This is a genomic window from Variovorax sp. CF079 (assembly GCF_900101545.1).
GTDB lineage: Bacteria > Pseudomonadota > Gammaproteobacteria > Burkholderiales > Burkholderiaceae_C > Variovorax.
This window is the reverse complement of sequence record NZ_FMZU01000035.1, coordinates 11547-36298: the sequence shown is the minus strand read 5'-3', so window position 1 is coordinate 36298 and position 24752 is coordinate 11547. Positions and strand designations below refer to the sequence as shown.

18 protein-coding genes and 1 pseudogene are annotated in these 24752 nt (G+C 64.1%); 6 read left to right on the top strand and 13 right to left on the bottom strand.

Features of this window, described 5'->3' with window-relative positions; all coding sequences use genetic code 11:
• The first annotated feature begins 36 nt into the window (after window positions 1-36).
• On the top strand, window positions 37-1005 hold the full coding sequence (locus tag BLS74_RS31980; protein ID WP_093111790.1) for a D-2-hydroxyacid dehydrogenase: 969 nt from the start codon (window positions 37-39) through the stop codon (window positions 1003-1005).
• 80 nt (window positions 1006-1085) lie between these two features.
• Here BLS74_RS31980 and BLS74_RS31975 read toward each other — a convergent pair whose 3' ends face one another.
• The 6 genes from BLS74_RS31975 to BLS74_RS31950 all read right to left on the bottom strand — a co-directional run bounded on the left by BLS74_RS31975 (window position 1086) and on the right by BLS74_RS31950 (window position 5997).
• The gene (locus BLS74_RS31975; RefSeq protein ID WP_170855793.1) at window positions 1086-2225 is read right to left on the bottom strand and encodes a serine hydrolase domain-containing protein; all 1140 of its coding nucleotides are present in this window, start codon (window positions 2223-2225) and stop codon (window positions 1086-1088) included.
• Complete coding sequence (locus BLS74_RS31970; RefSeq protein WP_093111786.1) at window positions 2222-3190, bottom strand: Gfo/Idh/MocA family protein; 969 nt, start codon at window positions 3188-3190, stop codon at window positions 2222-2224. Before BLS74_RS31970 ends, BLS74_RS31975 begins: the two co-directional genes overlap by 4 nt.
• Entirely contained in the window at window positions 3183-4154 is a 972-nt protein-coding gene (locus BLS74_RS31965; protein ID WP_093111784.1) for a Gfo/Idh/MocA family protein, read from the bottom strand. Before BLS74_RS31965 ends, BLS74_RS31970 begins: the two co-directional genes overlap by 8 nt.
• A 5-nt stretch (window positions 4155-4159) precedes the next feature.
• Window positions 4160-4858 carry an RraA family protein gene (locus BLS74_RS31960; RefSeq protein WP_093111782.1) on the bottom strand — a complete coding sequence of 233 codons (699 nt, stop codon included), beginning with the start codon at window positions 4856-4858 and terminating at the stop codon, window positions 4160-4162.
• Window positions 4859-4929: 71 nt separating this feature from the next.
• Window positions 4930-5397, bottom strand: coding sequence for a cupin domain-containing protein (locus tag BLS74_RS31955; RefSeq protein WP_170855792.1), 468 nt, complete (start codon window positions 5395-5397; stop codon window positions 4930-4932).
• 45 nt (window positions 5398-5442) lie between these two features.
• Window positions 5443-5997: a cupin domain-containing protein gene (locus tag BLS74_RS31950; protein ID WP_170855791.1), complete on the bottom strand. Its 555-nt coding sequence runs from the start codon at window positions 5995-5997 to the stop codon at window positions 5443-5445.
• A gap of 115 nt (window positions 5998-6112) precedes the next feature.
• Between BLS74_RS31950 and BLS74_RS31945 the strand changes: the two genes are divergently transcribed.
• The 3 genes from BLS74_RS31945 (at window position 6113) to BLS74_RS31935 (ending at window position 9295) form a co-directional block, all read left to right on the top strand.
• Window positions 6113-7198 (top strand): tripartite tricarboxylate transporter substrate binding protein, encoded by a 1086-nt coding sequence (locus tag BLS74_RS31945; RefSeq protein ID WP_170855790.1) that lies wholly within the window; start codon window positions 6113-6115, stop codon window positions 7196-7198.
• A gap of 53 nt (window positions 7199-7251) precedes the next feature.
• A complete protein-coding gene (locus tag BLS74_RS31940) occupies window positions 7252-8226 on the top strand; it encodes a LysR family transcriptional regulator (RefSeq protein ID WP_093111775.1) in 975 nt (324 codons plus the stop codon).
• A gap of 118 nt (window positions 8227-8344) precedes the next feature.
• Window positions 8345-9295 (top strand): tripartite tricarboxylate transporter substrate binding protein, encoded by a 951-nt coding sequence (locus BLS74_RS31935; RefSeq protein WP_093111773.1) that lies wholly within the window; start codon window positions 8345-8347, stop codon window positions 9293-9295.
• A 436-nt stretch (window positions 9296-9731) separates the two neighbouring features.
• Here the strand turns inward: BLS74_RS31935 and BLS74_RS31930 are convergent, their stop codons facing one another.
• The 6 genes from BLS74_RS31930 to BLS74_RS31905 form a co-directional block, all read right to left on the bottom strand.
• Complete coding sequence (locus BLS74_RS31930; RefSeq protein WP_093111771.1) at window positions 9732-14141, bottom strand: LamG-like jellyroll fold domain-containing protein; 4410 nt, start codon at window positions 14139-14141, stop codon at window positions 9732-9734.
• A 152-nt stretch (window positions 14142-14293) separates the two neighbouring features.
• Entirely contained in the window at window positions 14294-15151 is an 858-nt protein-coding gene (locus BLS74_RS31925) for a class I fructose-bisphosphate aldolase (RefSeq protein WP_093111769.1), read from the bottom strand.
• 43 nt (window positions 15152-15194) lie between these two features.
• Window positions 15195-16175 carry an aldo/keto reductase gene (locus tag BLS74_RS31920; protein WP_093111767.1) on the bottom strand — a complete coding sequence of 327 codons (981 nt, stop codon included), beginning with the start codon at window positions 16173-16175 and terminating at the stop codon, window positions 15195-15197.
• A complete protein-coding gene (locus BLS74_RS31915) occupies window positions 16172-17203 on the bottom strand; it encodes an ABC transporter permease (protein ID WP_093111765.1) in 1032 nt (343 codons plus the stop codon). The genes BLS74_RS31920 and BLS74_RS31915 overlap by 4 nt, the downstream gene beginning before the upstream one ends.
• The gene (locus tag BLS74_RS31910; RefSeq protein WP_244504118.1) at window positions 17200-18726 is read right to left on the bottom strand and encodes a sugar ABC transporter ATP-binding protein; all 1527 of its coding nucleotides are present in this window, start codon (window positions 18724-18726) and stop codon (window positions 17200-17202) included. The genes BLS74_RS31915 and BLS74_RS31910 overlap by 4 nt, the downstream gene beginning before the upstream one ends.
• The gene (locus BLS74_RS31905; protein WP_093111763.1) at window positions 18723-19769 is read right to left on the bottom strand and encodes a substrate-binding domain-containing protein; all 1047 of its coding nucleotides are present in this window, start codon (window positions 19767-19769) and stop codon (window positions 18723-18725) included. Before BLS74_RS31905 ends, BLS74_RS31910 begins: the two co-directional genes overlap by 4 nt.
• A 483-nt stretch (window positions 19770-20252) precedes the next feature.
• Here BLS74_RS31905 and BLS74_RS31900 point away from each other — a divergent pair, with 483 nt between their 5' ends.
• The gene (locus BLS74_RS31900) at window positions 20253-22019 is read left to right on the top strand and encodes a glycerol-3-phosphate dehydrogenase/oxidase (RefSeq protein ID WP_093111761.1); all 1767 of its coding nucleotides are present in this window, start codon (window positions 20253-20255) and stop codon (window positions 22017-22019) included.
• Between the two features lie 13 nt (window positions 22020-22032).
• Window positions 22033-22684, top strand: a pseudogene (locus BLS74_RS35680) (GntR family transcriptional regulator); the annotation flags it as partial.
• 27 nt (window positions 22685-22711) lie between these two features.
• Here BLS74_RS35680 and BLS74_RS31890 read toward each other — a convergent pair.
• Window positions 22712-24358, bottom strand: a complete 1647-nt coding sequence (locus tag BLS74_RS31890; RefSeq protein ID WP_093111820.1) for a GMC family oxidoreductase — start codon at window positions 24356-24358, stop codon at window positions 22712-22714.
• Between the last annotated feature and the right edge of the window lie 394 nt (window positions 24359-24752).

Genomic DNA, 24752 nt, shown 5'->3' with positions numbered 1-24752 from the left:
CCGAGCACGCAATCCTTCATCTTCTCCAGCATTCCCATGAACATCGTTTTCCTCGACCGCGCCACGATTTCGCCCCAGACCGTGCTCAGAAAGCCCGACTTTGCCCATCACCTGCAGATCCACGATCGGACCTCGCAGGACCAGCTCGCCGAGCGCCTGGCCGAGGCCGATATCGTGATCGTCAACAAGGTGAAACTGGGCGCCCGATCGATCGCGGCCGCGCCGCGCCTGCGTTTGATCGCAGTGGCCGCGACCGGCACCGACAACATCGATCTGGTCGCTTGTGCCAGGCGCGGGATCGCCGTCAGCAACATCCGCAACTACGCGGTTCACACCGTCCCCGAGCACACCTTCGCACTGATCTTCGCCCTGCGTCGCAGCATCTGCGCCTACCGGGATGCGGTCCGCGCCGGCCGCTGGCAGGAGGCAGGGCAGTTCTGCTTCTTCGATCATCCGATCCGGGATCTCGCCGGCTCGACGCTGGGCATCATCGGCGATGGTGCACTGGGCCAGGCGGTCGCGGCCGTGGGGCGGGCCTTGGGCATGGACGTCCTGTTCGCTGCCTACAAGGGGCGTGCGGACATGGGCCCGCTGTACACGCCCTTCGAGCAGGTGCTCGAACGCTCCGACGTCCTCACGCTGCATTGTCCACTGATGCCGAGCACGCGCAACATGATCGGTGCCGGCGAGTTCCGGCGCATGACTCGCCAGCCCTTGCTGATCAACACGGCGCGCGGCGGGCTCGTCGACGAAAGCGCCGTCGGCTCCGCACTGGACGCCGGGCAGATCACCGGCGCTGCCTTCGACGTCGTCAGCGTCGAGCCGCCTCCGCCCGACCATCCGTTCACGGGGTTGCTGGACCGGCCGAACTTCCTGCTGACTCCGCACGTGGCCTGGGCGAGCGACGAGGCGGTGCAGGGCCTTGCCGATCAGCTCATCGACAACATCGAGGCTTTTGCCAAAGGCACGCCGGTGAACCTCGTGCAGGCCGAGCAAGGGTCATAGCGGTGGCGACGCCGGGCTGGCTCGGCCTTTCCCAACCGGGCCCGGCGTGTCTCATGGCGAGTGACGCGACAGGAGCGCTGTCATCCGGCGCGCAGACCGGCATACAGACAACGCTCATACCGGCCGACCAATGCAAGCACGCTTGGATCGAGGAAGGGCAGGCTCTGCGCGAACGCGACGGCTGCGAGACCTGCTTCAAAGTCGATCCAGAAGAAGGTGTTGGCGATGCCGGCCCACGAGATGCTGTTCGCCGACCGGCCGCCCGGTTGTGCCTCCAGATGGAGCAGGCCGAAATGGCTCCACTTCTTTGTGCCGGGCGACATGACAAGATCGCTGCTGCGCTCCGGCGCGCAGGTGGGAAGGTCGCGTACCTCGAGCAATCCGATCTGGTTGCGGCGGGCCTCGGCGACGGTCTGCGGCTGCAGCACCTCCTGCGTGCTGCCCTGCGCCGCACGCAGGATGGACTGAAGAAGCCGCAGCACGTCCCGAGGCGTGGCGTACAGTCCCGCTCCCCCGGCATCGAAGTCGCGATCCGGATTCGATGCGTTCGGCGCGCTTGCGAGCGAGCCGTCCGCTTGACGGGCGTACAGGGCAGCCCGGATCGCATCGGCCCGGGGCGCGAATCCAGTCGAATGCATCTGGAGGGGCTCGAACACATGGGCGCGCAGGTACTCGCCGAGGCTGCAGCCGGCGATGCGCTCCACCAGCAGACCTGCCCAGTCCATCCCGATGCCGTAGTTCCACATGTCCCCGGGCTGGAAGAGCAGCGGCCGCTCGAGCGAGCGCCGCAGCCCGCTGCGCGCGGCGGGCAGGTTGTGCAGCAGCACATGTTCTGCGAGAGGCCGGCTCCATGTCTCGTACCCGAACCCCGCGGTGTGCGTCATGAGGTGCTGCACCGAGACGCGTGTCGTGGCGGGCACGAGCCCGACCTCCGTCAGGACCTCGAGATCGCGGAAGAAGGGCAGGTAGTCGGCGGCCTCGTCCTCGAACCGCAGCCGTTTGCGCTCGACGAGCTGCAACACCGCCACGGCAGTCGCGAGCTTGGTGATGGAGGCGATCCAGAAGGTGGTGTCCAGCGACATCCTTTCCGACGAGCCGAAGGCGATATGCCCCGGAGATGCGAGGTCGAGCAACGCATTCGGCCCGGCAGCTGCGCACACGATGCCCGGCAACCCGCTCTCACGCAGTGCCGGCCGCAGTTGTTCCTCGAACCCGTTCACAGCTGCTCCTCTTGGCTTGTTGCGAGCGAACGGCAAACGCCCTCCATCACGGCCGCGGTCCACACCATCTGCTCGGGCGAGATGGGGTAGGGCCGTTCGAGCTCGATTGCCTGCGCGAACGCGTCCAGCTCCAGGCGGAGTGCATCGACCTTTGCCAATTGCCGGCGCTGCGGTGGCTGCCCGGCGCGGTACAGCACCATCTCCTCGTCGTTGAGGATCTCCAGCGAAGCGTCGCTGCCGAAGAGGTGCATGCGCCAGAAGCGGGGTGTCGTCTGCACCATGGAAAGGGTGGCGGTTACGCCATTGGCGAAGGCGAGGAACACGTTGCACGCGTCTTCCGGCGGTGTTCTTGCTTCCATGCCGGAGACCCTTGCGGTGACGCTGTCCGGCCTTCCGAGCAGGGAGATCGCCAGATCGAGAAGGTGAATACCGGTGCCGGTCATTCCAGCCGCGGGGGATTCCGCGGCCTCGGAGCGCCAGGCGGCGAAGCTCTTGCGGGCACTTTCATTGCTCGAGTGGGCTTCGAGATGGAGCACCTGACCCAGCAGCCCTCGGCTGAGCGCGTCCTGCAGGTAAGCGATGGCAGGCATGAACCGGCGGTTGTGCCCCACCGCGAGCGTCACTCCTGCCGCGGCGCACGCGTCCACGCATTGCTGGGCGCCGTCGCGAGTGAGGGAGAGCGGCTTCTCGCAGAAGACGGCCTTGCCGGCGCGTGCGGCGGCAACGACCTGCTCGACATGCAGGGAGTGAGGCGTGGCCACCACGATCGCCTGGATCGAGGGATCGCAGAGGACTTCCGAATAGCTCGAGCTGAGCGCCACGCCGAGCGGCTCGGCGACGGCGGCGCGCTTGGCGGGGTCCGGAACGACTGCCTTCACGAAGCGAAGGCGCTCGCTCTTGCCCTGGACTGCCGAGACCAGTGCCTGGCCCCACCAGCCGAGCCCCAGGATAGCGGCATCAACCATGTTGGATCTCCTGGGTGCGTAGCTGCTCCACGATGCCTTCCAGCGCGCCGGCGCAGTGGATCATCTGTTCGGCCGTCACGGGATAGTGCGCAGAACCGCCGCAGCTGTGCGCGAACGCCTCCAGCTCGCTGCGCAGCGTGTCGATCTCGCGAAACCGGGTGACGATGGGAGCCTGGTCACGGCGGTACAGGCGAAGCTCCGTGTCTCCGCGGGCTTCGACCGATCCCTCCAGGCCGAACACGTGAACTCGCCAGAAGCGCGGGGTCGGCCGGATCGTGGTCAGCACCCCGGAGACGCCCCCGCCGAACTCCATCAGGACGCTGAGTGCATCGCGTGCTGCCTGCCCTGCGGACGAGTGCGCGCGGTACTGAACCCGAACCACGTTCGCCTTTCCGAACAGCGCCGTCATGATGTCCAGCGCGTGGATGCCCGTGCCGGTCATTCCCGCGCCAGGGCTTTCCAGCGGGGAAGCCCTCCATGCGCCGAAGTCGGGGCGGGTCGTGTTCTCGTTGCTCCAGTGCCCTTCGATGTGCAGAAGCTTGCCGAGTTCGCCGCTCCTGACGGTCTCGATGAGGCTGCTCACATTGGGCGCGAATCGCCTGTTGTGGCCGACGGCCAGCGTGACGCCGTGCTTCGAGCAGGCAGCGATCGCGCGTTGCGCATCGGCGGCAGTGAGCGCCAAGGGCTTCTCGCAGAACACGTGCTTGCCAGTGGCCGCCGCGAGCTCCACCTGCTTGGGATGGAGCGAGTGCGGCGTGGCGATGACGACGCCGTCGATGCGGCTGTCCCGCACGAGGGTTTCGAAGGAGTCGGTGAGTTCGAGGCCCAGCTCCTTGGCGACATCGGCCCGTTTGGCGGGATCGGACACGGCGGCGGCGACAAAGCGCACCGCGTCGCTTTTCCCCTGCACGGACCGGACCAGGCGCTGGCCCCACCAGCCCAGGCCGGCAATGCCCAGCAGCATCGGCTTCAATGGATATGCCCCTGCTTGAGAACGCGGCGCATCAGGTCCGGCGAGAAGTCGGAGGCGTCGCAGAGCTCGAGCGTGCGCCGCTCCTTGGCGGCAATGCGTTCGACCGCCTCCGGCAGGCGCTTGACGCAGTCGCGCGGAACGACGACGGCGCCATGGTGGTCCGCGTGAACGATGTCGTCATGGCGCACATCCATGCCGAGCACCGAGACGGGCTCGCCGAAGCTGACCAGATGGACGTGTGCATGGCTCGGGCCGAGGCAGCCGCCCAGCATCTTGAAGCCCGGTGCCCAGGCATCCGTATCGCGGAAGGAGCCATTGGTGACGCAGCCGCGAGCCCCCAGCCGGAGGTGAACCTTGGAGTGCACTTCGCCCCAGAAGGCACCGGCGCCGGGCTGGTCGTCCAGGTCCTGCAGGACCACGATGGTCGGGAGTTCCCTGGCGTGCACGTAGTCGTACCAGTCGAAGCGGTCTGCCGCCGGCTGGGCAGGCTTGCTGCGTGCGCGAATCGTGCCGACGCGCGCCGCACCGATCATTGGCTGGAACGGACCGTCCAGGGGCACGCCCGGCCGGGTCGTGTAGGCGGTGAGCGGCACTTCCGGCATCAGCAGTTCCAGGGCGTTGCAGATGGTCGGCGTATCCCAGGACGCGAGCAGGTCGAGGTCGTCGAGGTTGAAGAGGGCGGTGCTATCGGCCATGTGAGCTCCTTGTTTCGCGATGGTGCGGTTCGTACGGTGCGGTTTGTACGGTGCGGTTTGAGATCGGTCGCTCAGGTGGCCAGCGCATTCTCTTCCGCCACCACCGTGGCGTGCCAGATCAGCGGACCTCCGGCGTCGTGGCCCGTGACGATCGTGAGCATGAGGGCCTCGGTGTCCGCGTCGTTGCGAAAGCCGCGCATCGCGCCGCCCTCGACCGACACGCAATCCCTCGGCTGCGCGGAGATGGCATGCTCCTGCGCGTCGTCGTCGATCCAGTAGATGGTCATGGCCCCTTCGACGGGAATGAACACCTCCTGTGTGGGATGCGAATGCATGCGCGATCCGCCGCCGGGCGGGATCCTGACCCAGTTCATGACGTACCGGTGGTCGCCGGCGATGGCCGGAGGAAGCGGGTTCTCCGACGAGCCGCGGCCGATCAGCTTCAGGTTCTCCTTCGCGCCACCCGGCAGCCGAGTGTCGAGAAAACCGGCCTTGTTGCCCTTGAGCTCTGCGAATCGTGCAACCTGAACCTTCGTCATGTCTCGCTCCTTGTCGGAAAAACGCGCGGCCACCGCCGCTGCCATCTATTGGGCCGAAGCTTCCTGGGCCAGCTTGCCGTCGGCGTCCAGGTACACACCCGTCTTCGCCGCGCGTTCCAGCACGGACGGATGCCAGCGCACGCTGCCGCCGCCGGAAGCGCCCCCGTCCACGATGGCGAGCATCAGGACGGCGCGGTCCGAGTCGTTGCGAAAGCCGCGCATCAGCCCTTCGGGGATCGAGACACAGTCGAACTGCTGCAGAACGGTCTCCTGCTCGCCGGTCTCGCCCCAGTAGATGGTCAAGGGCCCGTCGACCGGAATGAACAGCTCGGCACCGGAGCCCGGGTGATCATGCAGATTCGAACCCCCGCCGGGCGGGATCAGCACCCAGCTCATGTTGATGTTGTGCGCTGCGGCGATCGCCGGTCGCATGTCCGGGTTCTCGAAGATGCCTTTGCCTGCCGCGACCAGCTTGAAGTTCTGCTTCTGTCCGCCCGGCAGGCGCGAATCGACGAACGCGGTCGTGGTGCCGGACAGCTCGCGGTAGCGCGCGATCCGCTGTTCCAACTGTTCCTTGCTGATGGATGTAGCTTGCTCCATGGTGTGACTCTGTACTGTGATATCGGAATGTGGGCGCTGCTTTCCAGCGCTGCGATGATGAGGAAGCATGTCATCTATTCGCCGATGATTCATGCGGTGCTGTCATAAGAGTCATGTGCTGAAAGGAAGGCGGCCACGTCGGATCGGCGCAGAATCGGACGACGGGAATGCGCTGTGCTTCGTCCTGGGGCGTGCGAAGCATTGCCGGGCACCGGGTGATGACCAGAACAATGGAGACACGGCGATGAAACATCTGATTCGCTTCATTCTTGCTTCGTTGATCGGGGTGGCGTCGGCCGCCGCCGCGGAAGCGAACTACCCCGACAAGCCCATCACGATGGTCGTGTCCTTTCCCGCCGGCGGCGGGGCCGACGCGGCTGGCCGCCTGCTGGCGCGGCACCTCGAGCGCAAGCTCGGCCAGCCGGTGGTGGTGGTGAATCGTCCTGGTGCCGGCGGCGAGATCGGCTTTGCCGCCATCGCTCGCGCCAAGCCGGACGGATACACCATCGGCGTCGTGACGGCTCCCAATGTCGTGGTCCTGCCGATCCAGCGCGCCGCCCAGTACAAGCTCTCGGATCTCCAGCCGATCGCCAACCTTGTGGAGGATGTGGGGGTCTTCTTTGTCCGCAAGGATCACCGCTTCCAGACCATGAAGGACCTGGTGGCCGAAGCGAAGAGCAAGCCCGACAGCATCAACCTGGCCACCACGGGCAACGGGGGGCTTCCGCATTTCGCCTTGCTGTCGCTCCAGAAGAACGCCGGAGCGAAGCTGATGGCGGTGCCTTACTCGGGAACGGTCCCGATCCGGCAAGCGGTGCTGGCAGGCGACGTGGATGTCGGCTTCATCACCATCGCGGATGCCGCTTCCGACCTCGACGGGGGCCTGGTGCGTTCCCTCGGTCAAGCCGCGGAGCATCGCGCGCCCACCGCAGCGCAGATGCCGACGCTGCGCGAGCAGGGCGTGGACGTGGTCATCAGCGCGCTGCGGGGCATCGCAGCGCCCGCGCGCACCCCGGCGCAGGTGGTGCGCGTTCTGGCCGAGGCGATGGAGGTTATCGTGCGCAGTCCGGAGTTCCAGAAGGAAGCCGCCGCCCAGAAGCTGCCGCTGCGGTACATGGGACCCCAGGATTTCAAGGGTGAGCTGGAGCGGCTGGACCGCGACTATCGGGCCCTCTGGCGTGTTTCGCCCTGGGAGAACTAGGAAACAGGGGCAGAGCGCTATCATGCCGGCCCGCATTTGGAGCTTGCACGGCAATGGCGAACGGTACCGGTCAAGGCAGAACGAGGCAACAGAACGCGAGGAAGATCACCGAGCGGGCCCAGTTGATCGCCGGGATCGAGCTGATCCTCGCGATCGAGCGATCGGGGTCGATCAGTGAAGCAGCCGCGAGCCTGGGACTGTCGCAGCCCGCCGCCTCGAGGCAACTGTTCGCCTTGGAGGAGATGGTCGGCGTTCCATTGTTCAAGCGAACCACGCGATCCATCTCCACCAGCGATGCAGGCCATCTGCTCGTGGATACCGGCAAGGACATGTTGCGTGCGGCCGACCTGTTGCTGGATCAGCTGCGCCAGTCGAATTCCAGTCCCCGCGTGCTGAAGGTGACGACCGGCCCCATGTTCGGCAAGCAGCATATCCTGCCGCACCTCCAGTCCTTCCGGGACGCGAACCCGGGCGTGGAGATCCGGCTTACGCTGACCGACGAGAAGGTCGATCTCGTGCGTGACGAGGTGGACCTGCTGCTTCACATCGGGCACCTGCCGGATCGACGCCTGGTGGCGGCGAAGATCGCAAAACAGCGCCGAATCCTCTGTGCTTCTCCGAGCTACGAATCCAAGCGCGGCAAGATCCAGAGTCCCGAGGACCTGGCCAGGCATCCGTGCCTCATTCATACCCGCCTGGCCCCGACGGGCATCTGGCACAGCTGGTCCGGCAGGAACATGCGCACCATCCGGGTCGCCGGGCCGCTGGCAGCGAACAGCTCGGACATCCTCGCGGAGGCTGCGGCGAGCGGTATGGGCGTGACGCTGCTGGCCAGTTGGGCCGTGCAGGCCGACCTGCGCAGCGGCAAGCTGGTCGAACTGCTGCCGCAATGGCGCATCGACAGCGACATGGAGCCGCGCGACATCAGCTTTGTCTGGATTCCCGAGCTGTCGAAGTCGAAGCAGTTGCGAAGTTTCGTCGCTTACTTCACGCAGAAGTTCGGTAGGCCGCCCTACTGGGACTCGTGAGGGGCCGCAGCCGGGTACCAGGGCACACGCATAGGTGTTATGTCGGAAATGGCACTGCTTCGATCGCCGGCGTTCGCATACTGGCAGCGTATCCCGCCTGGAGTCGAAGGAGACAAAAATGCTGCGCAGCCTGCTCACCAGCCTGGCGCTCGCCCTTGCGGCAGCGGCCTGGCCGGCCCACGCCACCTATCCGGATCGCCCCGTCACGCTCATCGTTCCGTTCGCGCCGGGAGGAGGCGCGGACGCGATGGGCCGCGCCATCGGCCTGTACCTGGAAAAGCGCCTGAAGATGCCGGTGGTGGTTGCCAATCGCCCCGGTGCCGGCGGACAGATCGGGTTCACCGCCATCGCCAAGGCGAAGCCTGATGGTTACACGATCGGCATCATCACCGCGCCGAACGTGGTGGTGTTTCCGCTGCAGCGCTCCACACAGTACAAGCTGTCCGAATTCGCGCTCATTGCGAACCTGGTCGAGGACGACGGCATGTTCTTCGTGCGCAAGGAGAGCCCTTTCAAGTCGATGCCCGACGTCGTGGCCTATGCCAAGGCGAATCCCGGCAAGGTGACGGTGGGAACGACAGGGGAGGGCAGCTTGCCGCACCTGGCGATGCTCGCACTCGAACAAAAGGCGGGCATCCAATTGACGGCGGTTCACTACGCCGGTGCAGCGCCGACTCGGATGGGCATCCTGGCCGGTGACCTCGATATGGCTTACGTCACGGCGGTGGACGGTGCAGGAGATCTGCGCGCTGGGACGGTCCGCGCCCTGGGTGTCACAGCCCGCAAGCGTCTGGACTCGATACCGACCGCGCCAACGCTTGTCGAACAAGGGTATGACGTGGTGACCGGTGCATCGCGCGGTCTGGCTGCGCCTGCCGGCACGCCGGAGGACGTTCTCAAGCTGCTGCGCAGCGCCGTTGCCGACGCCTCGAAGGATCCTGCATTCGTCGAAATCGCCCACAAGCAAGGCATGCCCCTTCACTACATGGACCACGAGACGTTCGCGAAAGACCTCTTGCGGCAGCAGCAGGAATACAGTGTTGTCTGGAAGGAGCGCGCGTCCAAGTAGCTGGCGTGTGCGGCCGGGTCCAGCGTTGCCTTGGTGCGCGTCCTTTCAGGCAGCGAGCGGCTTGGTCGCTCGACAGGCCCAAGGAAGGCTCTAGTCAGCGATTCTCAAGATCGGAAGACGCAACACAATCGCTGATGTTAGAAACATCAACTGGTTGCACGTCAGAGCCCGCCCCTGTTTTTCCTGATGTCCGTGCAGCCGTTGTGCCCGTCGTCGATGAGGAAGGAGCACCCGCCGAGGACTGAGGAATGGATTTGACAGGAGAGGAGCTTTCCCCACCTCCGCCACCTCCACATCCACTTGTGAAAATTGCGGCACATAACATGACGACCTGCAACCAGCTCTTTCGAAAGACCATCGTTTCGACCTCTTTCACAATGGGTGAACAGAACATCTGGATACCTCTCATCTATTCAATGTCGATTGCCAACCCTGTTCACTGCGCAGCAGTGCTGGTCGGCGACGAAGAAGGTGGCGCAGTCGAGCCAACACTCGCATCATCTTTAGGTCCATCCAGGGACCGAAGATATTCGACCAGTGCATCCACATCTGCAGGCGACAAGTTCGATGCATTGCTATTTCCGTGACCGGAGACGATCAGATCCTTTGTCGTTGCCTTCTGGCCATTGTGGAAATTGGACGCATTGCTCCAGATCCCATGCAAAGTTGGCGTGTCGAACCCTGCACCCGCGAGCTTCTTGCCACTGCCTTTGCCCGAGCTGGGTTGAATAGTCCCTACATCGTGCCGTTGTCCATCACGCATAGCGAGACCGGAATGGCAAGTGATGCACTGCAGGTCACCGAATAGTTTCTTACCCTGCAGGGCCGTCATGCTCAATGCTCCATCGGCGTTGCGTACCGGACTGCGCATGTACTTGTCTAGCGAAGCAAGGTATGCAGCCAAATCGTCCAGCTCGGGGCTCTTGCCGGCCTTCCGCGCTCCCAACGGGTTGGCCGTGACCCCGAAGTCCGCTTGAGTCATGAAGCCAGTCCCCCCGAACTCCCGACGAATGTCGTTCTCGAAGTCCTGGACTTCATCGAAGTTGGCACTCCAATGCAGATTGCCATGGCCCAGTCCGGCGCGCCCTAGCAGGGAAATGGTGCGGCGCATGCCTTCACCGCGCTGAGTGAAGTCCCATACCATCCCGTCATCTCCGCCATCCACATGGCAACTCGCGCATGAGATGTAGCTTTCGTTGGACATGCGGATGTCGCTGGCGTTGTAGAAGAGCTTCTTGCCGCGCAGCACGGATGCCTTCAACGGCTCGGTCGCGACTGTTGAAACGTAGTGAAGCAACGGAGCGTCAGCGTTCTTGCCGGAGTAGATCGTGCTCACGTCATACGCAGATACCGAACGATCGAGGAAATTGTTGGTGAACAACAACTTGCGCTCAGCATCGATGTACAAGCCATGCGGCGTACTCCGCATCCGAGTGATCTGAGCCCCCCGACTACCGCTGTAGGCATCGGCGACCGTTACCGTATTTCCCTCCATCTGGGCAACGAAAACGAAGTCGCCCAATGGCGAGAAGACTGCCGCTCTCGACGGCGGCTGATTGTCGAAGTCGATCTGACTGGCGGGGAGGTCTTCACCCTTGGCAAGGTCCACCTGATTGAGCACGGAGCGCACCGTTTTATCGTGATCCAGCTTCCGGCCGTCTCGGCACTGGCCACGCAGAATATTGTCTTTCTTAGAAGGCAAGACCGCGCGCAAGCCATCTGGCGAGATCACGACCTGATGCAGGTAGTTGGGAACACCGCGCGCACCTGCTTCGGTATCAACGGTGGTGGTATCGACCCGCAGCACAATCGTGCGTCGAGTATTCATCCCGGCCAGATCGACCTCGTACAGTTCACCCCCGCTGCGTTTTGACTTGAAGCGCGTGACATAGGCCGTTCTGGCGTCCCCCGTCACAGCGATGCCGCGGCCGCCGCCGGGTGGTAGATCGAGGGAGCTGCGCCTCTCACCTGTTGTCGGATCAAAGCTGATGAGCTTGGACTTGCTCTCCAATGTCAGCAACCCCATTACGCCGCCCGGCGCGAATACCACGCTATGCGGCCCGCTGCCGTAGTCCAACGCGACGGTAGTTGAAACTGCACCGGTCACCGCATCCAGTGCGACCAGCTTGTCTTCGCCCTGAACCGCCACCCAGACGCGTCCATCCGGCCCCACAGCCACAGTACGCGGCTCCTCCCCGACGCGGGTCTCCCACTTCTTGACGAGCTTCCGGGGATCTCGCGCATCCACCGCCGCCACTGTTCCGCTGTCGGAATTGACGCTGTAGATGTAGGCTCCGCGGCCCGTGATGTTGGTGCTGTGCACGGGTGCATTGGCAGTCAAAGGAGCAGTCACAGCCAACACGAAACTGTACCGAACTTCCACCCCATCACTCTGTTTAACGGTCAAGATCACGCTGTAGTGTCCGGGCCGATTGAACAAGCGCGTGTACTTCGGATCGCTGGAGAACGGCGTACTTTGCCCATCGTCGAAGCGCCAGCTGTACCGCGCACCCTTGCCCCCCATCAACGGAGGATCGAACGCCACTTCATTGCCATAGAGCACGGGTTTCATCCCCAATTGTCCGATCACGACCTGCTCGTTCATCTTCTTGACCTCGTCGTCGGTCAGCACCCGGTCGTAGACACGCACATCAGCAAGCTCACCCTTGAACCAGTCCGGACTGTCTTGAAGTTGACCTAGAAACTTGAACTTGTTCTGCAGCCCCATCGCACCCTTGATCCCACTTCCGGTGAACTTGGTACCGTCGACAAACATGGTCATCGCGCCGGAGCTGGAATCGCGAGTCATGATCACGTGATGCCACTTGCCGTCATTGATCGGTGACCCCGACTTGACACCCGGATTGGTCTGCGAGTAGTTACCCACCGTCAGCCTCAGGTCGCCCTTGCTGTCAATCCAACCCCAGAAAACATCATTGTCGGCAGCCGCTTGGTCGCGCCCGAAGATGCCCGGCGCCAGCCATTGGCTGTCGACTCCTTTCTGCGAGGTCTTCATGTAAAAGCTCACCGAGGCGGTTCCACCGAGGGTTGTGGCCGCAGAGTCGCTTTGCAGCGGGATGCCGCCGGCGCGCGAACTGAAATCCATACCAATGCGTCCATAGACATCCTCGCCACTCGTGGGGATGCCGTTGTTCTTCCCGATGGTGTCGTCCAAGCTCCCATTGAGCGGCCAGTGGTTGACCATCCCTGCATCGACCGCATTGCGGGTCGTAAAACTGAAGGTGTAGTCTTCCACCAAGGCGTTCCCGGCATAGTCCTTCAACCCGCCTTTCCTGAGTACCACCTCGTAGGTCGTTTCCAGGCTGAGCGGCTCCCTGGGCGAGAAGTTGATGATGCCGAGCTGGGCACTGTAGAAGCCTTCTATCGCCGGGCTATTCCCGACAGAGGGCTTGGCCGGTTTGACACGGACAATGAAGTTTTGAGCGTTTACGGTCTCGGGCCGGATGTTGTCAGTCAGCGCTATGCCGATACGCGTAGTCAGCGCTGTGTTCTTCTCGTCGGCGCGTGGCGAGATCTGACGTACCTTTGGCGCTGTCGTATCGGGGCCTGTCGCATGCGGCACGAAGCCGCTACCGTTGCCATGGTCGTTGCCGACATACACCAGGTTCCCCAGGAAAGTCACCTGGCCATGGTCTGAGTGGTCTCGCTCCGTCTTGTCCTCGAACAGGCTTCCAGAACCAACCTCCTTGTAGTTCTTGGGGTCGCGGACATCGATCTTGTGAATATAGTGTTGCGCTCCCTGCATCACGTAGTCGTCCTGCGTAGCGCAATACAACTGCTGATTGATGACCAGCGCGCTGTTCTCGAGAACGATGTTGTTGCGATCACTGATATCAAGGGTGTGCATCTTGGCGCCATCGTTGCGCATGGAGCCATGGACCTTGACGCCATCGAAGCAGGTCGCGTAGTAGAAGGGCAGCGCTCCTTTCGTAGCGAGCAGCCGGGGATTCAGCGGGTCGGAGATGTCCAGGCTGGATATGCCCTTGTCGGTCGCCTCCATGGAAGTGATCACCATGTGATTGCCCATGGTGAAGATCGGCCCCACATTGAAGCTTCCCAGTTCGCTCGTAGGTACAGGATTGGGACGGTCTTGGCCTCGATCGGCGTACTTGGGATTGGCCGGATCACTCGCATCGATGATGTGGATCCCATCGTCCGATGACGCGACATACACATAGGGGGCCTGCCACCAGAGTTGCCAGCTCACATCGAAGTAGTCCCCGGCATTCACGCCCTTGAGTTCGAGGCGCTTGGTCGGCTTGATATCTTCGATGTCCGTGAAATCCCAGAACTCGATGCCCTTGATGCTCGGGACGACGACGTACACCTTGCCCTTGATGGTCGAGGTGCCGATCGCGTGCGACTCCCGGAACTGGCTGGTCTTACCCTCCGGTTCATAGATCTTCTTCTTCAGCTTGATCTTCTGCGGGTCCGAGACGTCATAGACCAGAAATCCCCCTGGCCCACCCCCGCTGTCAGGCGTGAACATGGTGACGAAGTAGCCATTGAGCATCAGGCCCACGTTGGTGCCGAAACGCTTTGCCGTCTTGTACTTGTTGGGCACATCTCCGCCTTCACCATCCCGGACCATGTAAAGCGGCTTGAACAGCTCCTCCTTCTTGAAGGAAGGGTTGCCAAGACCAGGCCCCTGGGGGATCTGGGGAGAGGCCCTGTCGAGCTGATTGGCGAGATCAGTGAAGGCTGTCAGTGCGCCAGACGCCATGTTGGCGACCGTCGTCACCGGATTCGTACCGGTGATGCCGGCATGGGTGAGCAGGCTTACAAACACCAGCAGGATCACCAAGGTCAACTGTCGGATCTTCATTCTTGCCCCATTTCTTCTTGCGCCGTCGACACCCGTTCTTCAATCAACTTCGTCTCGATCAACTGCGCTCGCGCTGTCGAGAATGATCATTGCCTTCTCGAGCCGGCTTTTCGCCTCCGCGCAAAGCGGCCAGCGCTACTTTGCTTTCGGGCTCACTCTTGGGACACGCCGCCCGATTCGTAGATGTCCCAGGCCGCCTCGGCGCTCGCGCCGCGGTGGATCATGGCCATCAGCGCACTGACCACCGCTGACGGATTGGCGTGCTGGTACACGTTGCGTCCATAGACCATGCCGACGGCGCCCTGGTCCATCAGCACGCGCGAACGCGCGAACACCTGCCGCAGGTCTTCGCGCCCGCCGCCGCGCACGAGCACGGGGCAGCGCGCGGCCTGCACCACGCGATGGAAATCCGGGGGGGCGCTGGTCGGGTCGGCCTTGACGATGTCGGCGCCCATCTCGCGCGCGAGGCGCACCAGCGTGACGATCTTCTCGGCGTCGCCGTCGACCATGTAGCCGCCCTGGTCGCTGTGCGGGCGCATCGCCAGCGGCTCGATCATCAGCGGCATGCCGTAGCGGTCGCAGTCGGCGCGCACGCGCGCAATGTTCTGTACGCACTGGCGGAACAGTTCGGGCTCGTTCGGCAGCATGAACAGGTTGACGACCACGCAGGCCGCGTCGCGCTGGATGGCTGGCAGTACCGGGTCCTTCTCGTTCTGCAGCACGGCCCACATCACGCGGTGCGCGGTGGCGTTGTAGGGGTTGCCCATGTCCAGCCGCATCACGAGCGCGGGCTTGTTGCTTCCCGGGCGGTCCTGCAGCAGGTCGGCCTGGCCGTAGTTGAGCTGGATCGCATCGGGCGCGGCGGCCACGAGCTTGTCCATGACCTGGGGCATGTCCTCCAGGCCGTTGAGGAACGAGGGCTCGTTGCACACCCCGTGGTCGAGTGCGATGTCCAGGCAGCGGCCGTTGTTCAGCAGCCGGTTGAGCCGCGCGTCTTTGTCCTTCGACATGGGGAAAGAACTCCTTGTTGGCAGAAATGAAGTGAGGAGGGTGTCAGGCGAGCGCGACCAGGTGGCGTTTCGCCGCGGCGTCGATCAGGCGCAGGGCGTCGTCGCCCAGTTCGAGCGAGCCGGCGCCGGCGTTTTCAATCGCCTGCTGGCGCACGCGCGCGCCGCACAGGGCCACCGAGACGGTGCCGCGCGCGATGGTCCAGGCGATCATCAGCTGGCCGAACGAGCAGCCGAGCCGCGCGCGCAGCGGGTCGAGCTCCTCGAAGAAGGCCTTGAGCTTGGAGCGGTTGGCCTCGTTGAAGCGCGGGTTGGTCGCGCGCTGGTCGTCGCCCTTGAACTCGCGTTCGGGATCGATGGGGCCGGCGAGCAAACCAAGCGCCAGCGACGAGTAGCCCAGCACCGCGACGTTGTGCTCGCTGCACAGCGGTGCCAGCGTGGTCTCGATCTCGCGGTCGATCAGGCTGTAGCGCTCCTGCGCCGCATCGACCGGGCCGTAGCGCAGGTACTCGGCGAGCGTTTCGGGGCTCACGTTGCTGACGCCGATGGCGCGGATCTTTCCCTGCTTCTTGAGCTTGAGCAGCGCGTCCATGGTTTCGACCACGGGCGTGGTGCTGTCCTGCCAGTGCGTGATGTAGAGGTCGATGTAGTCGGTCTGCAGCCGCTTCAGGCTTTCTTCGGCTTCATGGGAGATCGATTCGCGGCCGAGGTAGCGGTACACCGGGTGGCCGTCTTCCTCGAAGAAGTGCGTTCCCTTCTGGGTGTGCCAGACCAGGCCGCACTTGGTCGCGATCACGGCCCCGTGGCGGCGCCCCTTGAGCGCGGTGCCAACGATGCTTTCGGAGCGGCCGAGGCCGTAGGCCGGCGCGGTGTCGATCAGGTTCACGCCCGCGTCCAGCGAAGCCTGGATCGCATGGACGGCGGCCGCGTTGTCGCCGCCGCCCCACATCCATCCGCCCATGGCCCAGGTGCCCAGTCCGATGGCCGAGCATTCGATGCCGGAAGGACCCAGCGTTGTCTTCTTCATCGCGTTGTCTTTCTCGTGTTCAGGAGGTGGTCGATGGTCACGGCGGCGAGCAGGATCAGGCCCTTGATGACGTCCTGCCAGTAGGGAGACACGTCGAGCAGGATCAGCGAGCTGGTCACCACCGACAGCAGTGCGAGGCCGAGCACCGCGCCCAGCACCGTGCCGGAGCCGCCCTTGAGACTGGCGCCGCCGATCACTGCGGCGGCGATCACGTTGAGCTCCATGCCCATGCCGAAGGTCGGCGTGGCGGCGCCGAAGCGGGCCGTGTAGATCACGCCGGCCAGGCCTGCCGATGCCGAGCACAGCACCGTGACCCAGAACTTCACGCGTCCGACGCGGATGCCCGAGTACAGCGCGGCCTTCTCGTTGCTGCCCGTGTAGAACACCCGGCGCAGCAGCGTCGAGCGGCGCAGCACGAAGTCGCTCACCACCACGATCAAGAGGAAGATCAGGATTACCGCCGGAATGCCGAAGAGCGTGCCCTGCCCGATGAACTTGAACTCGCCCGGCAGCGAGAACAGCGATTGCGGCGTGCCCTGCGTGAGCGCGAGGCACAGCCCGCGCACGATCACCATGAAGGCCAGCGAGGCGATGAAGTGATTGAGCCCGATGCGCGTCACGCAGCCGCCGATCATGGCGCCGATCAGCCCGCTCGCGCCGATGGCCACCAGGCTCGCGACCCACGGGTCGACGCCCATCAGGAAGAGCTTGCCCGTCACCACCATCGCGAAGCAGACGACCGAGCCGACCGAGAGGTCGATCCCGCCGACGATCAGCAGGATCGTCATGCCGACCACCACGATGCCTTCGATGGAGAAGGACAGCAGCATCGCGCGCACGTTGTCCCAGGTGAGGAAGTAGGGCGATGCGAAGCTCATCGCCACGCACAGCACCGCGATGATCAGAAGAAGCCCTGCTTCGCGCATGCTCGTCAGTTTGTTCGGCAGCTTCACCGGGTCTCCTGTTCGACGGGGTTGAACGCCGGCCAATGCCGTGCCCCCCGCGCCGAGTCTCGATGGAAAGTTCATGCCATCTCCTGTTCGCAGAGTCCGGAGGCGAGCCGCAGCAGGGCTTCCTCCGTCATTTCGTTCGGTTTCAATTCGCCCGCCAGCTTGCCGTCGCGGATCACCAGGGCCCGGTCGCACAACCCGATGATCTCGGGCAGCTCCGAAGAGATCACGATGATGCCCACGCCCTGGTTCGCGAGCTCGCGCAGGATGTGGTGGATCTCGGACTTGGCGCCGACATCGACGCCGCGTGTCGGCTCGTCCATCAGCAGCACCACCGGCTTGGTGGCGAGCAGCTTTGCGATTGCCACCTTCTGCTGGTTGCCGCCCGAGAGGCTCGACACCTCGATGGCGACGCCGTCCGATTTGAGGTTCAGCTTCGCGCCGAGCTCGCGGGCCAGCCGGTGTTCGGCCGAGCGCTGCAGCAGCCCCCAGCCGGAGCTGACGCGTCGCAGCGCCATCGACGACACGTTCTGTGCGATCGGAAGGTCGAGGAACACGCCGGCTTCCTTGCGGTCTTCGCTCAGGTAGGCGATGCCTTCGCACAGCGCGTCGCTGTACTTGCGGATCGTGAGCGCCTTGCCGCACAGGCGCACCGTGCCGCGTTTCGCGAGGCGCAGGCCGCACACGGTTTCGGCCAGCTCGCTGCGTCCGGCGCCCATCAGCCCGGCGATGCCGAGGATCTCGCCGCGCTTCAGCGCGAAGGAGACGCCGTGTACACGCTCGCCGTCGGCGATGTCGGTCACTTCGAGTACGGGCTCGGAGGACCCGGTGACGGTCTGCTTGGGCGGGTAGTAGTTGCCGAGGTCGCGCCCGACCATGCGGCGGACCAGTTCGTCCGGCGTCATGCCGGCCAGCGGGCCGCAGTGCACGCTGCGCCCGTCGCGCAGCACGGTGACGCGGTCGCCGTGCGTGAGGATCTCGGCCATGCGATGGCTGATGTAGATGATGCCGATGTCCTGCGCCTTGAGGTCGTGCAGCACGCGGAAGAGCGCAGCCGACTCGTTGTCGGTCAGCGCGGCCGTGGGCTCGTCGAGGATCAGCACCTTGCAGTCCAGCGTGAGCGCCTTGGCGATCTCCACCAGTTGCTGGCTCGAGATGCTCAGGTCGCGCACCAGTGCGCCGGGGTCGATGTCCTGCCCCAGCCGCCGCAGCGCCTTGCCGGCCCGCTCGTTGAAGCTGGCGTAGTTCATCCACGCCTGCTTGCCGGCGTTGATCTCCGGCATGAAGATGTTCTCGGCCACGGTCGCGTCGGCGCACAGGGCGATCTCCTGGTGCACCAGGCCGATGCCCAGGCGCATCGCATGCGCCGGGCCGTCGATCACGACCTTCTCGCCGTTCAGGACGATGTCGCCTTCGTCGGGGCGGTGGATGCCGTCGATGATGTTCATCAACGTCGACTTGCCCGCGCCGTTCTCGCCGCACAGGGCGTGGATCTCGCCGGCCTGCAGCGAGAAGTCCACGCCCGAGAGCGCGCGCGAGGCGCCGAAGCGCTTGCTGATGCCGCGAAGTTCGAGCAGCCGCGAAGAGCCCGCAGCGCTCACTCGCCGATTCCCTTGGTGCCGCGGCGCGCGAGGTACTTGCCCCAGTAGAAGTCGTCCGCGTTCACCTTGCTGACCACGGCGAGGCCGTTGTCCAGGAAGGGCACCGACATCGGGTTGGCGCCGTTGCGCTTGGCGTCATTCATCGGATCGATGAGCGACGGGTTCTTCGCCAGGAACAACATCATCATCCCCATGTAGCCCTGCATGCCCTGGTTCGGGTTGATGGAGCCGAACACGTCGCCCGACTTGATCATGTCGAGGATCTTGGCGTTGACGTCGCAGCACATCACCTTGATGTTCTTCTTGGTCTCGACCTTGGCCTGCGCCGCGCCGAGTGCCGAGTTGGCTTCGGGCATGAACAGCGCACCCAGGTTCGGATTGGCCTGCGCCAGGCTCAGCACCGCCTGGTAGGCCTTGTTCGGGTCCTGGTTGCTGGCGGCGCGGCCGACCAGCTTCATGCCCGGGTGCTTGGTCGTCATGCGGTTCACGAAGGCCGCGATGCGGCGGTCGTGGTTGTCCTGGCCCGGGTTCTCCAGCACTGCGTATTCGCCCTTGCCGTTGAGCGAGGTCGCGATGGCGTCGGCCGCCTGCGTGCCCTCGCGGTCGTTGTCCGAGGTGACGAAGGACGTGCGCTTCGAGTTCGGCGAGTCGGCCGCGAAGGTGACGACGGGGATGCCCATTGCCGCGGCGCGGTTGATCGGCTCGATGAACGGATCGGGGTTCATCGGGTGCAGCAGGATGCCCGCGGGCTTGCGTGCCAGCTCCTGCTCGAACGATGCCAGCTGCTTGTTGACGTCGTACTCCGGCGTGCCGGTGTAGCGGGTGCGAACGCCCAGCGTGCGGCCGAGCTGTTTCATCATTTCGTAGACCGGAAACCAGTACTCGACGCCCGACACCATGACGTTCATCACGTAGACGTCGCTGGCATTGCCGCGCAGGCCGGCGCCCGCCGCGGGGGCTGCGGATTGCTGTTGCGCGAATGCGCTGGCGCCGGCCAGGCCGATACCGGCGGCAGCTGCGGACCTCAGGAAATTGCGCCTCATTCTTTGTCTCCTTACGTTGGCTGGAAGAGCTTGCGACCTGCTGTTCAAGCAGATCTTTGGGACTCGGTGTCACGATGGCTGTTATGACAGGCTAATGTACACTTGGCCCGTTTATCTCGATAACTAGGGGAAACGATACTGGTGATGAGTTTTGTTCCGCAAAGCTGTTATGACATGAAGCCAAACATACTGATCATTGACATGGGCTCGAGCAGCGCTGAAAGCGCTGGCACCGGAGGCTGGCAGCGGCCGCACGCTGGCGACATCCGGCCTCGCAGTGCCGCGTTCGCGTTGGCTCCGCCGGCGAATGCGAGGTGGGTGCGCAAGCGATCCACGCCGCCCGGTCGGCCCTTTGCTCGCGCCGTGTGACCAGATCGCGCCGGACGCGGCCAACGCGGCGGCGCACACGGATTTTTATCTTGCCCTCAACGAACTGGTCGACCGCATGTCGCCCACGTTCACCTACCTATCTGGCGAAATCCAATGAAGCATTCCGATCTGCCCTTCGAGCGCCCGGCGTCTCTGTCTGGCCGGCATTTCTCGACAGTGATAGTCGGCGCGGGCATCGACGGCGTGGGCGTGTTCCGCGACTTGTCTCTCCAGGGCGTAACCTGCCTGATCGTGGACAAAGGAGACTTCGGCGCCGGCGCAAGCGGTGCACCGTCCCGCATGATCCACGGCGGTTTGCGCTATCTGGAGAGCGGCGACTTGGCGCTGGTGGCGGAATCCACCCGCGAGCGCAACCTGTTGTTGCGCAACGCGCCTCATCTGGTTCAACCGCTTAAGACGGTCGTGCCCCTGGCGAGCCGGTTTGGCGGCTTGTTGAGCAGCGCGCTCAGATTTGCCGGCGTGAAGCAGGCGCCGCGCACGCGAGGCCTGTTTGCTGTTGCGTTCAGTTTGCGTCTGTACGACTTGCTGGGGCGACGGCAGCGCGTCATGCCGGGACACCGGATCGACCATGTGCAGCCCCAGGATCGCACCTTGTTCCGCTCGACCGTGCGATGGCTTGCGACCTACTTCGATGCCTGGATTAGACATCCCGAGTGGCTCATTCTTGAATTGATCGCAGATAGCCACCGCGACCAACCTCAGTCCAGAGCTACGAACTACTGTCGGCTCGTGGGCTGCGAGGGAAAGTCCTTGACGCTGTGCGACGAGCTGACCGGCGAACGGGTACGGGTCAGCGCCGATACGGTGGTCAACGCCGCGGGAGCCTGGCACGACCATAGCGCGGCCGCGCTGGGCGGCGCGGGCTCGCGCGTGATGGGCACCAAAGGCTCTCACCTGGTACTCAAACATCCCGCGCTGCGCGATGCACTCGACGGCCGAATGGCCTATTTGGAGGCGGCGGATGGCAGGGTATGCATCGTCTATCCCTTTCTCGACCGGGTGCTTGTGGGGTCCATCGACATACCGGTGGATGACCCGGATCAGGTCGTCACCGAACCAGACATCGACTATCTGCTTGGCGTTTTGCGCGAACGTTTTCCGCGCTTGAGCTTCGATCACGATGATGTGGTGTACACCTTTGTCGGCGTGCGCCCCCTGGCTCGCTCCGGCGCCGATAAGCCCGGGCAGATCTCGCGCGAACACTCGGTGCTCGTCGATCCGTCAAGTGCGACGCGCGCGATCCCCATGGTTCGCCTCGTCGGCGGAAAGTGGACGACGTTCAGGTCACTTGCACAAGAGGCGACGGACGAGCTCCTGCGGCTGCTCGGGCGCCCCCGGATCGGGTCGACCGAGGAATTGCCCATCGGCGGCGGGGCCGAATGGCCGACCGATCCGCTGCAAGCAGATCGCTTTGTCGAATGGACGATGGCGGTTTCCGGTGTGAGCCGCCGGCGGGCTTCGGAGCTCACGACCCGCTATGGCTCGAAGGCGCTTGTGCTGGCTGAGCGCTTCGCCGCGAATGGCGATCTGCCGCTGCGACACGCGCCCCACTACTCGGCCTCTGAGATCCGCTACCTTTGCCTTGAAACGGGCGTGGTCCACCTGTCCGATCTGGTGATCCGCAGAACGCTGCTGGCCATACGCGGGGAAGTCACCGATGGCATGCTCGCCGAGATCGCCGATCTCGCCGCCCAAGCCCTGGATTGGGACGCGATCCGCCGAAACGAAGAACTGCGGACCTGCGGTACCACCTTGCGAGATCGGCACGGCGTTCGGCTGGCCGCAGAACACTCTCCATCCCGAATCGACGGACGAAGCACCCTGGACCCGCGCACCAGCATTCGCCGAAATCTGCCATGAACAACCCGACTGGCTGTTTGCCGCACTCGATCGCAACTCCCCATCCCCGCTGCGGACCCAGTTCAGGGATGCCGTTCGCGTCCAGATTCTGGGCGGCGAATTGGAGATCGGTGCCAAACTCCCGTCCGAGGCCGAGCTCGGCGAGCCATATGGCATCTCGCGCATCGTCGCGAGAGAGGCGCTGGCTGCTCTGGTCCGAAGCGGCTCGATATACAAGATCAAAGGCCGTGGGGCTCTTGTAAGCCGGCCCGCGAGCGCGACGAGGATTCGTGTCGACCGTTCTCGGTTTCTCCGACGAGATGTGGAGCGCAAGGCGCGCTCGGTGCGCACTCAGGTGTTAAGCCAAGAACTGCGTTTGCCGCACGAAGACGAAGCGCGGTCACTGAGACTGACCGAAGGGATGCAGGTGGTTGCATAAGCGCCTGCGCAGTGTCGATGGCGAGCTGTGATTGCTTGTGGAAACGGTCGTGCCTGCGGACCAGGCGCCCAGCCTGCACCGCATCCGGTTGGAAGATCGATCCCTCTACGACGTGCTGCGACGGTAGTACGGGCTTCGCATTGTTCGGGCCGAACGGTGGATCGATGCCGCGGTGCCTGACGCATCAACCTGCGCCCTTTTGAATCTGCCCGAACCCGAGGCCCTGCTGCGCACTCGCACCATAGCCCTTTGCACATCGTCGCGGGAGAACGCTTCACTCACGCGCATCCGCCCGAACCCACCCGGCCGCCTTTTCTGCCATCATCAAAGTCGGGCTGTTGGTGTTGCCGCTGGTGATGGTCGGCATCGCGCCGGCGTCGACAACGCGCAATCCGGCGATCACGCCACCGCGTCCGTCGCGCACGCGCAGCCGCGAATCCAGCACCGCCATCGGATCGCTGTCAGCGCCCATCTTGGTGGTGCCGACGGGATGGAAGATCGTGGTCGCGATGTCGCCGGCCAGCCGCGCCAGCTCCTCATCGCTCTGGTACTGCGTGCCGGGCTTCCATTCCTCGGGCTGATACTTTGCGAGTGCAGGCTGGGCCGCAATCCGGCGCGTCACGCGAAGCGAGTCGGCCGCCACCTTGCGGTCTTCGTCGGTGCTCAGGTAGTTCGGGGCGATGGCCGGCGCATCCTGGTAGCGATTGCTCTTGATGCGCACCGTGCCCCGGCTGGTGGGGTTGAGGTTGCACACGCTCGCGGTGAAGGCCGGAAAGCTGTGCAGCGGCTCGCCGAAGGCGTCGAGCGAGAGCGGCTGCACGTGGAACTCAAGGTTCGGGTGCTCATGCGCGGGCGAGCTGCGCGTGAACGCGCCCAGCTGCGACGGCGCCATGCTCATGGGGCCGCTGCGCTTCGTCAGGTACTCCAGGCCGATCCTTGCCTTGCCGAGCATCGACGAGGCCAGCACGTTGAGCGTCGGTGCGCCATTGATTTTGAACACGGCGCGGATCTGCAAATGGTCCTGCAGGTTGGCGCCCACGCCCGGCAGGTCGGCCAGCACCGGGATGCCATGCTGCAGCAGCAGATCGGCCGGGCCGATGCCCGAGAGTTGCAAGACTTGCGGCGAGCCGATGCTGCCGCCGCAAAGCACCACTTCCTGCGTGGCCTGCACAGTGACCATCTCGTGGCCGTCCCACACCTGCACGCCGGTGCAGCGCTGGCTGCCATCCATCTGTGTTTCGACGATGAGCTTCGTCATATGGGCATTGACCCACATCTCGAAGTTGGGCCGGCCGTAGCAGGTGGGCCGCAGGAAGGCCTTGGCCGTGTTCCAGCGCCAGCCGTCATTCTGGTTGACCTGGAAGTAGCCCACGCCTTCGTTGCTGCCGCGGTTGAAGTCGCTGGAGTGGGGGATGCCCGCTTCCTGCGCAGCAAGCGCGAAGGCGTCGAGGATGTCCCAGCGCAGCCGCTGCTTCTCGACCCGCCATTCGCCGCCCGCGCCGTGCAGTTCGTCGGCGCCGAGGTAGTAGTCCTCGTGCTGCTTGAAGGCCGGCAGCACGTTCTGCCAGCGCCATTCGTCGTCGCCTGTGAGCGCAGCCCATTGGTCGTAGTCGCGCGCCTGGCCACGCATGTAGATCATGCCGTTGATGCTGGAGCAGCCGCCCAGCGTCTTGCCGCGCGGGTAACGCAGCGTGCGGCCGTTGAGGCCGGCGTCGGGCTCGGTGGTGTAGAGCCAGTCGGTGCGCGGGTTGCCGATGCAGTACAGGTAGCCGACCGGAATGTGGATCCAGTGGTAGTCGTCCTTGCGGCCAGCCTCGATCAGAAGCACGCGCTTGCTTTTTTCGGCACTCAGGCGGTTGCACATCAGTGCGCCGGCGGTGCCGCCGCCGATGACGATGTAATCGAATGAGGAACTCTTGATCTCGTTGCTCACAATAGGCTGTCTCCGGCCAGACTTCGCGCGTGCGCAAAACCTTGCCGCGCATCACTGGCCTCAAATTTTCAGTCTCGCTAGACCGGTGAAGGAAGACTCACTCGACGCCCGACACCATGACGGGGGCTGCGGATTGCTGTTGCGCGAATGCGCTGGCGCCGGCCAGGCCGATACCGGAGGCAGCTGCGGGCCTCGGGAAATTACGCCTCATTCTTTGTCTCCTTACGTTGGCTGGAAGAGCTTGCGACCTGCTTTTCAAGCAGATCCTTGGGACTTCGGTGTTACTGTAGATGTTATGACAGGATAGAATGTACACTCAGCCAGTTTGTCTCTATAACTAGGGCAAATGCTACTGGCGACGCGCTTTTATTCCGCGAAGCTG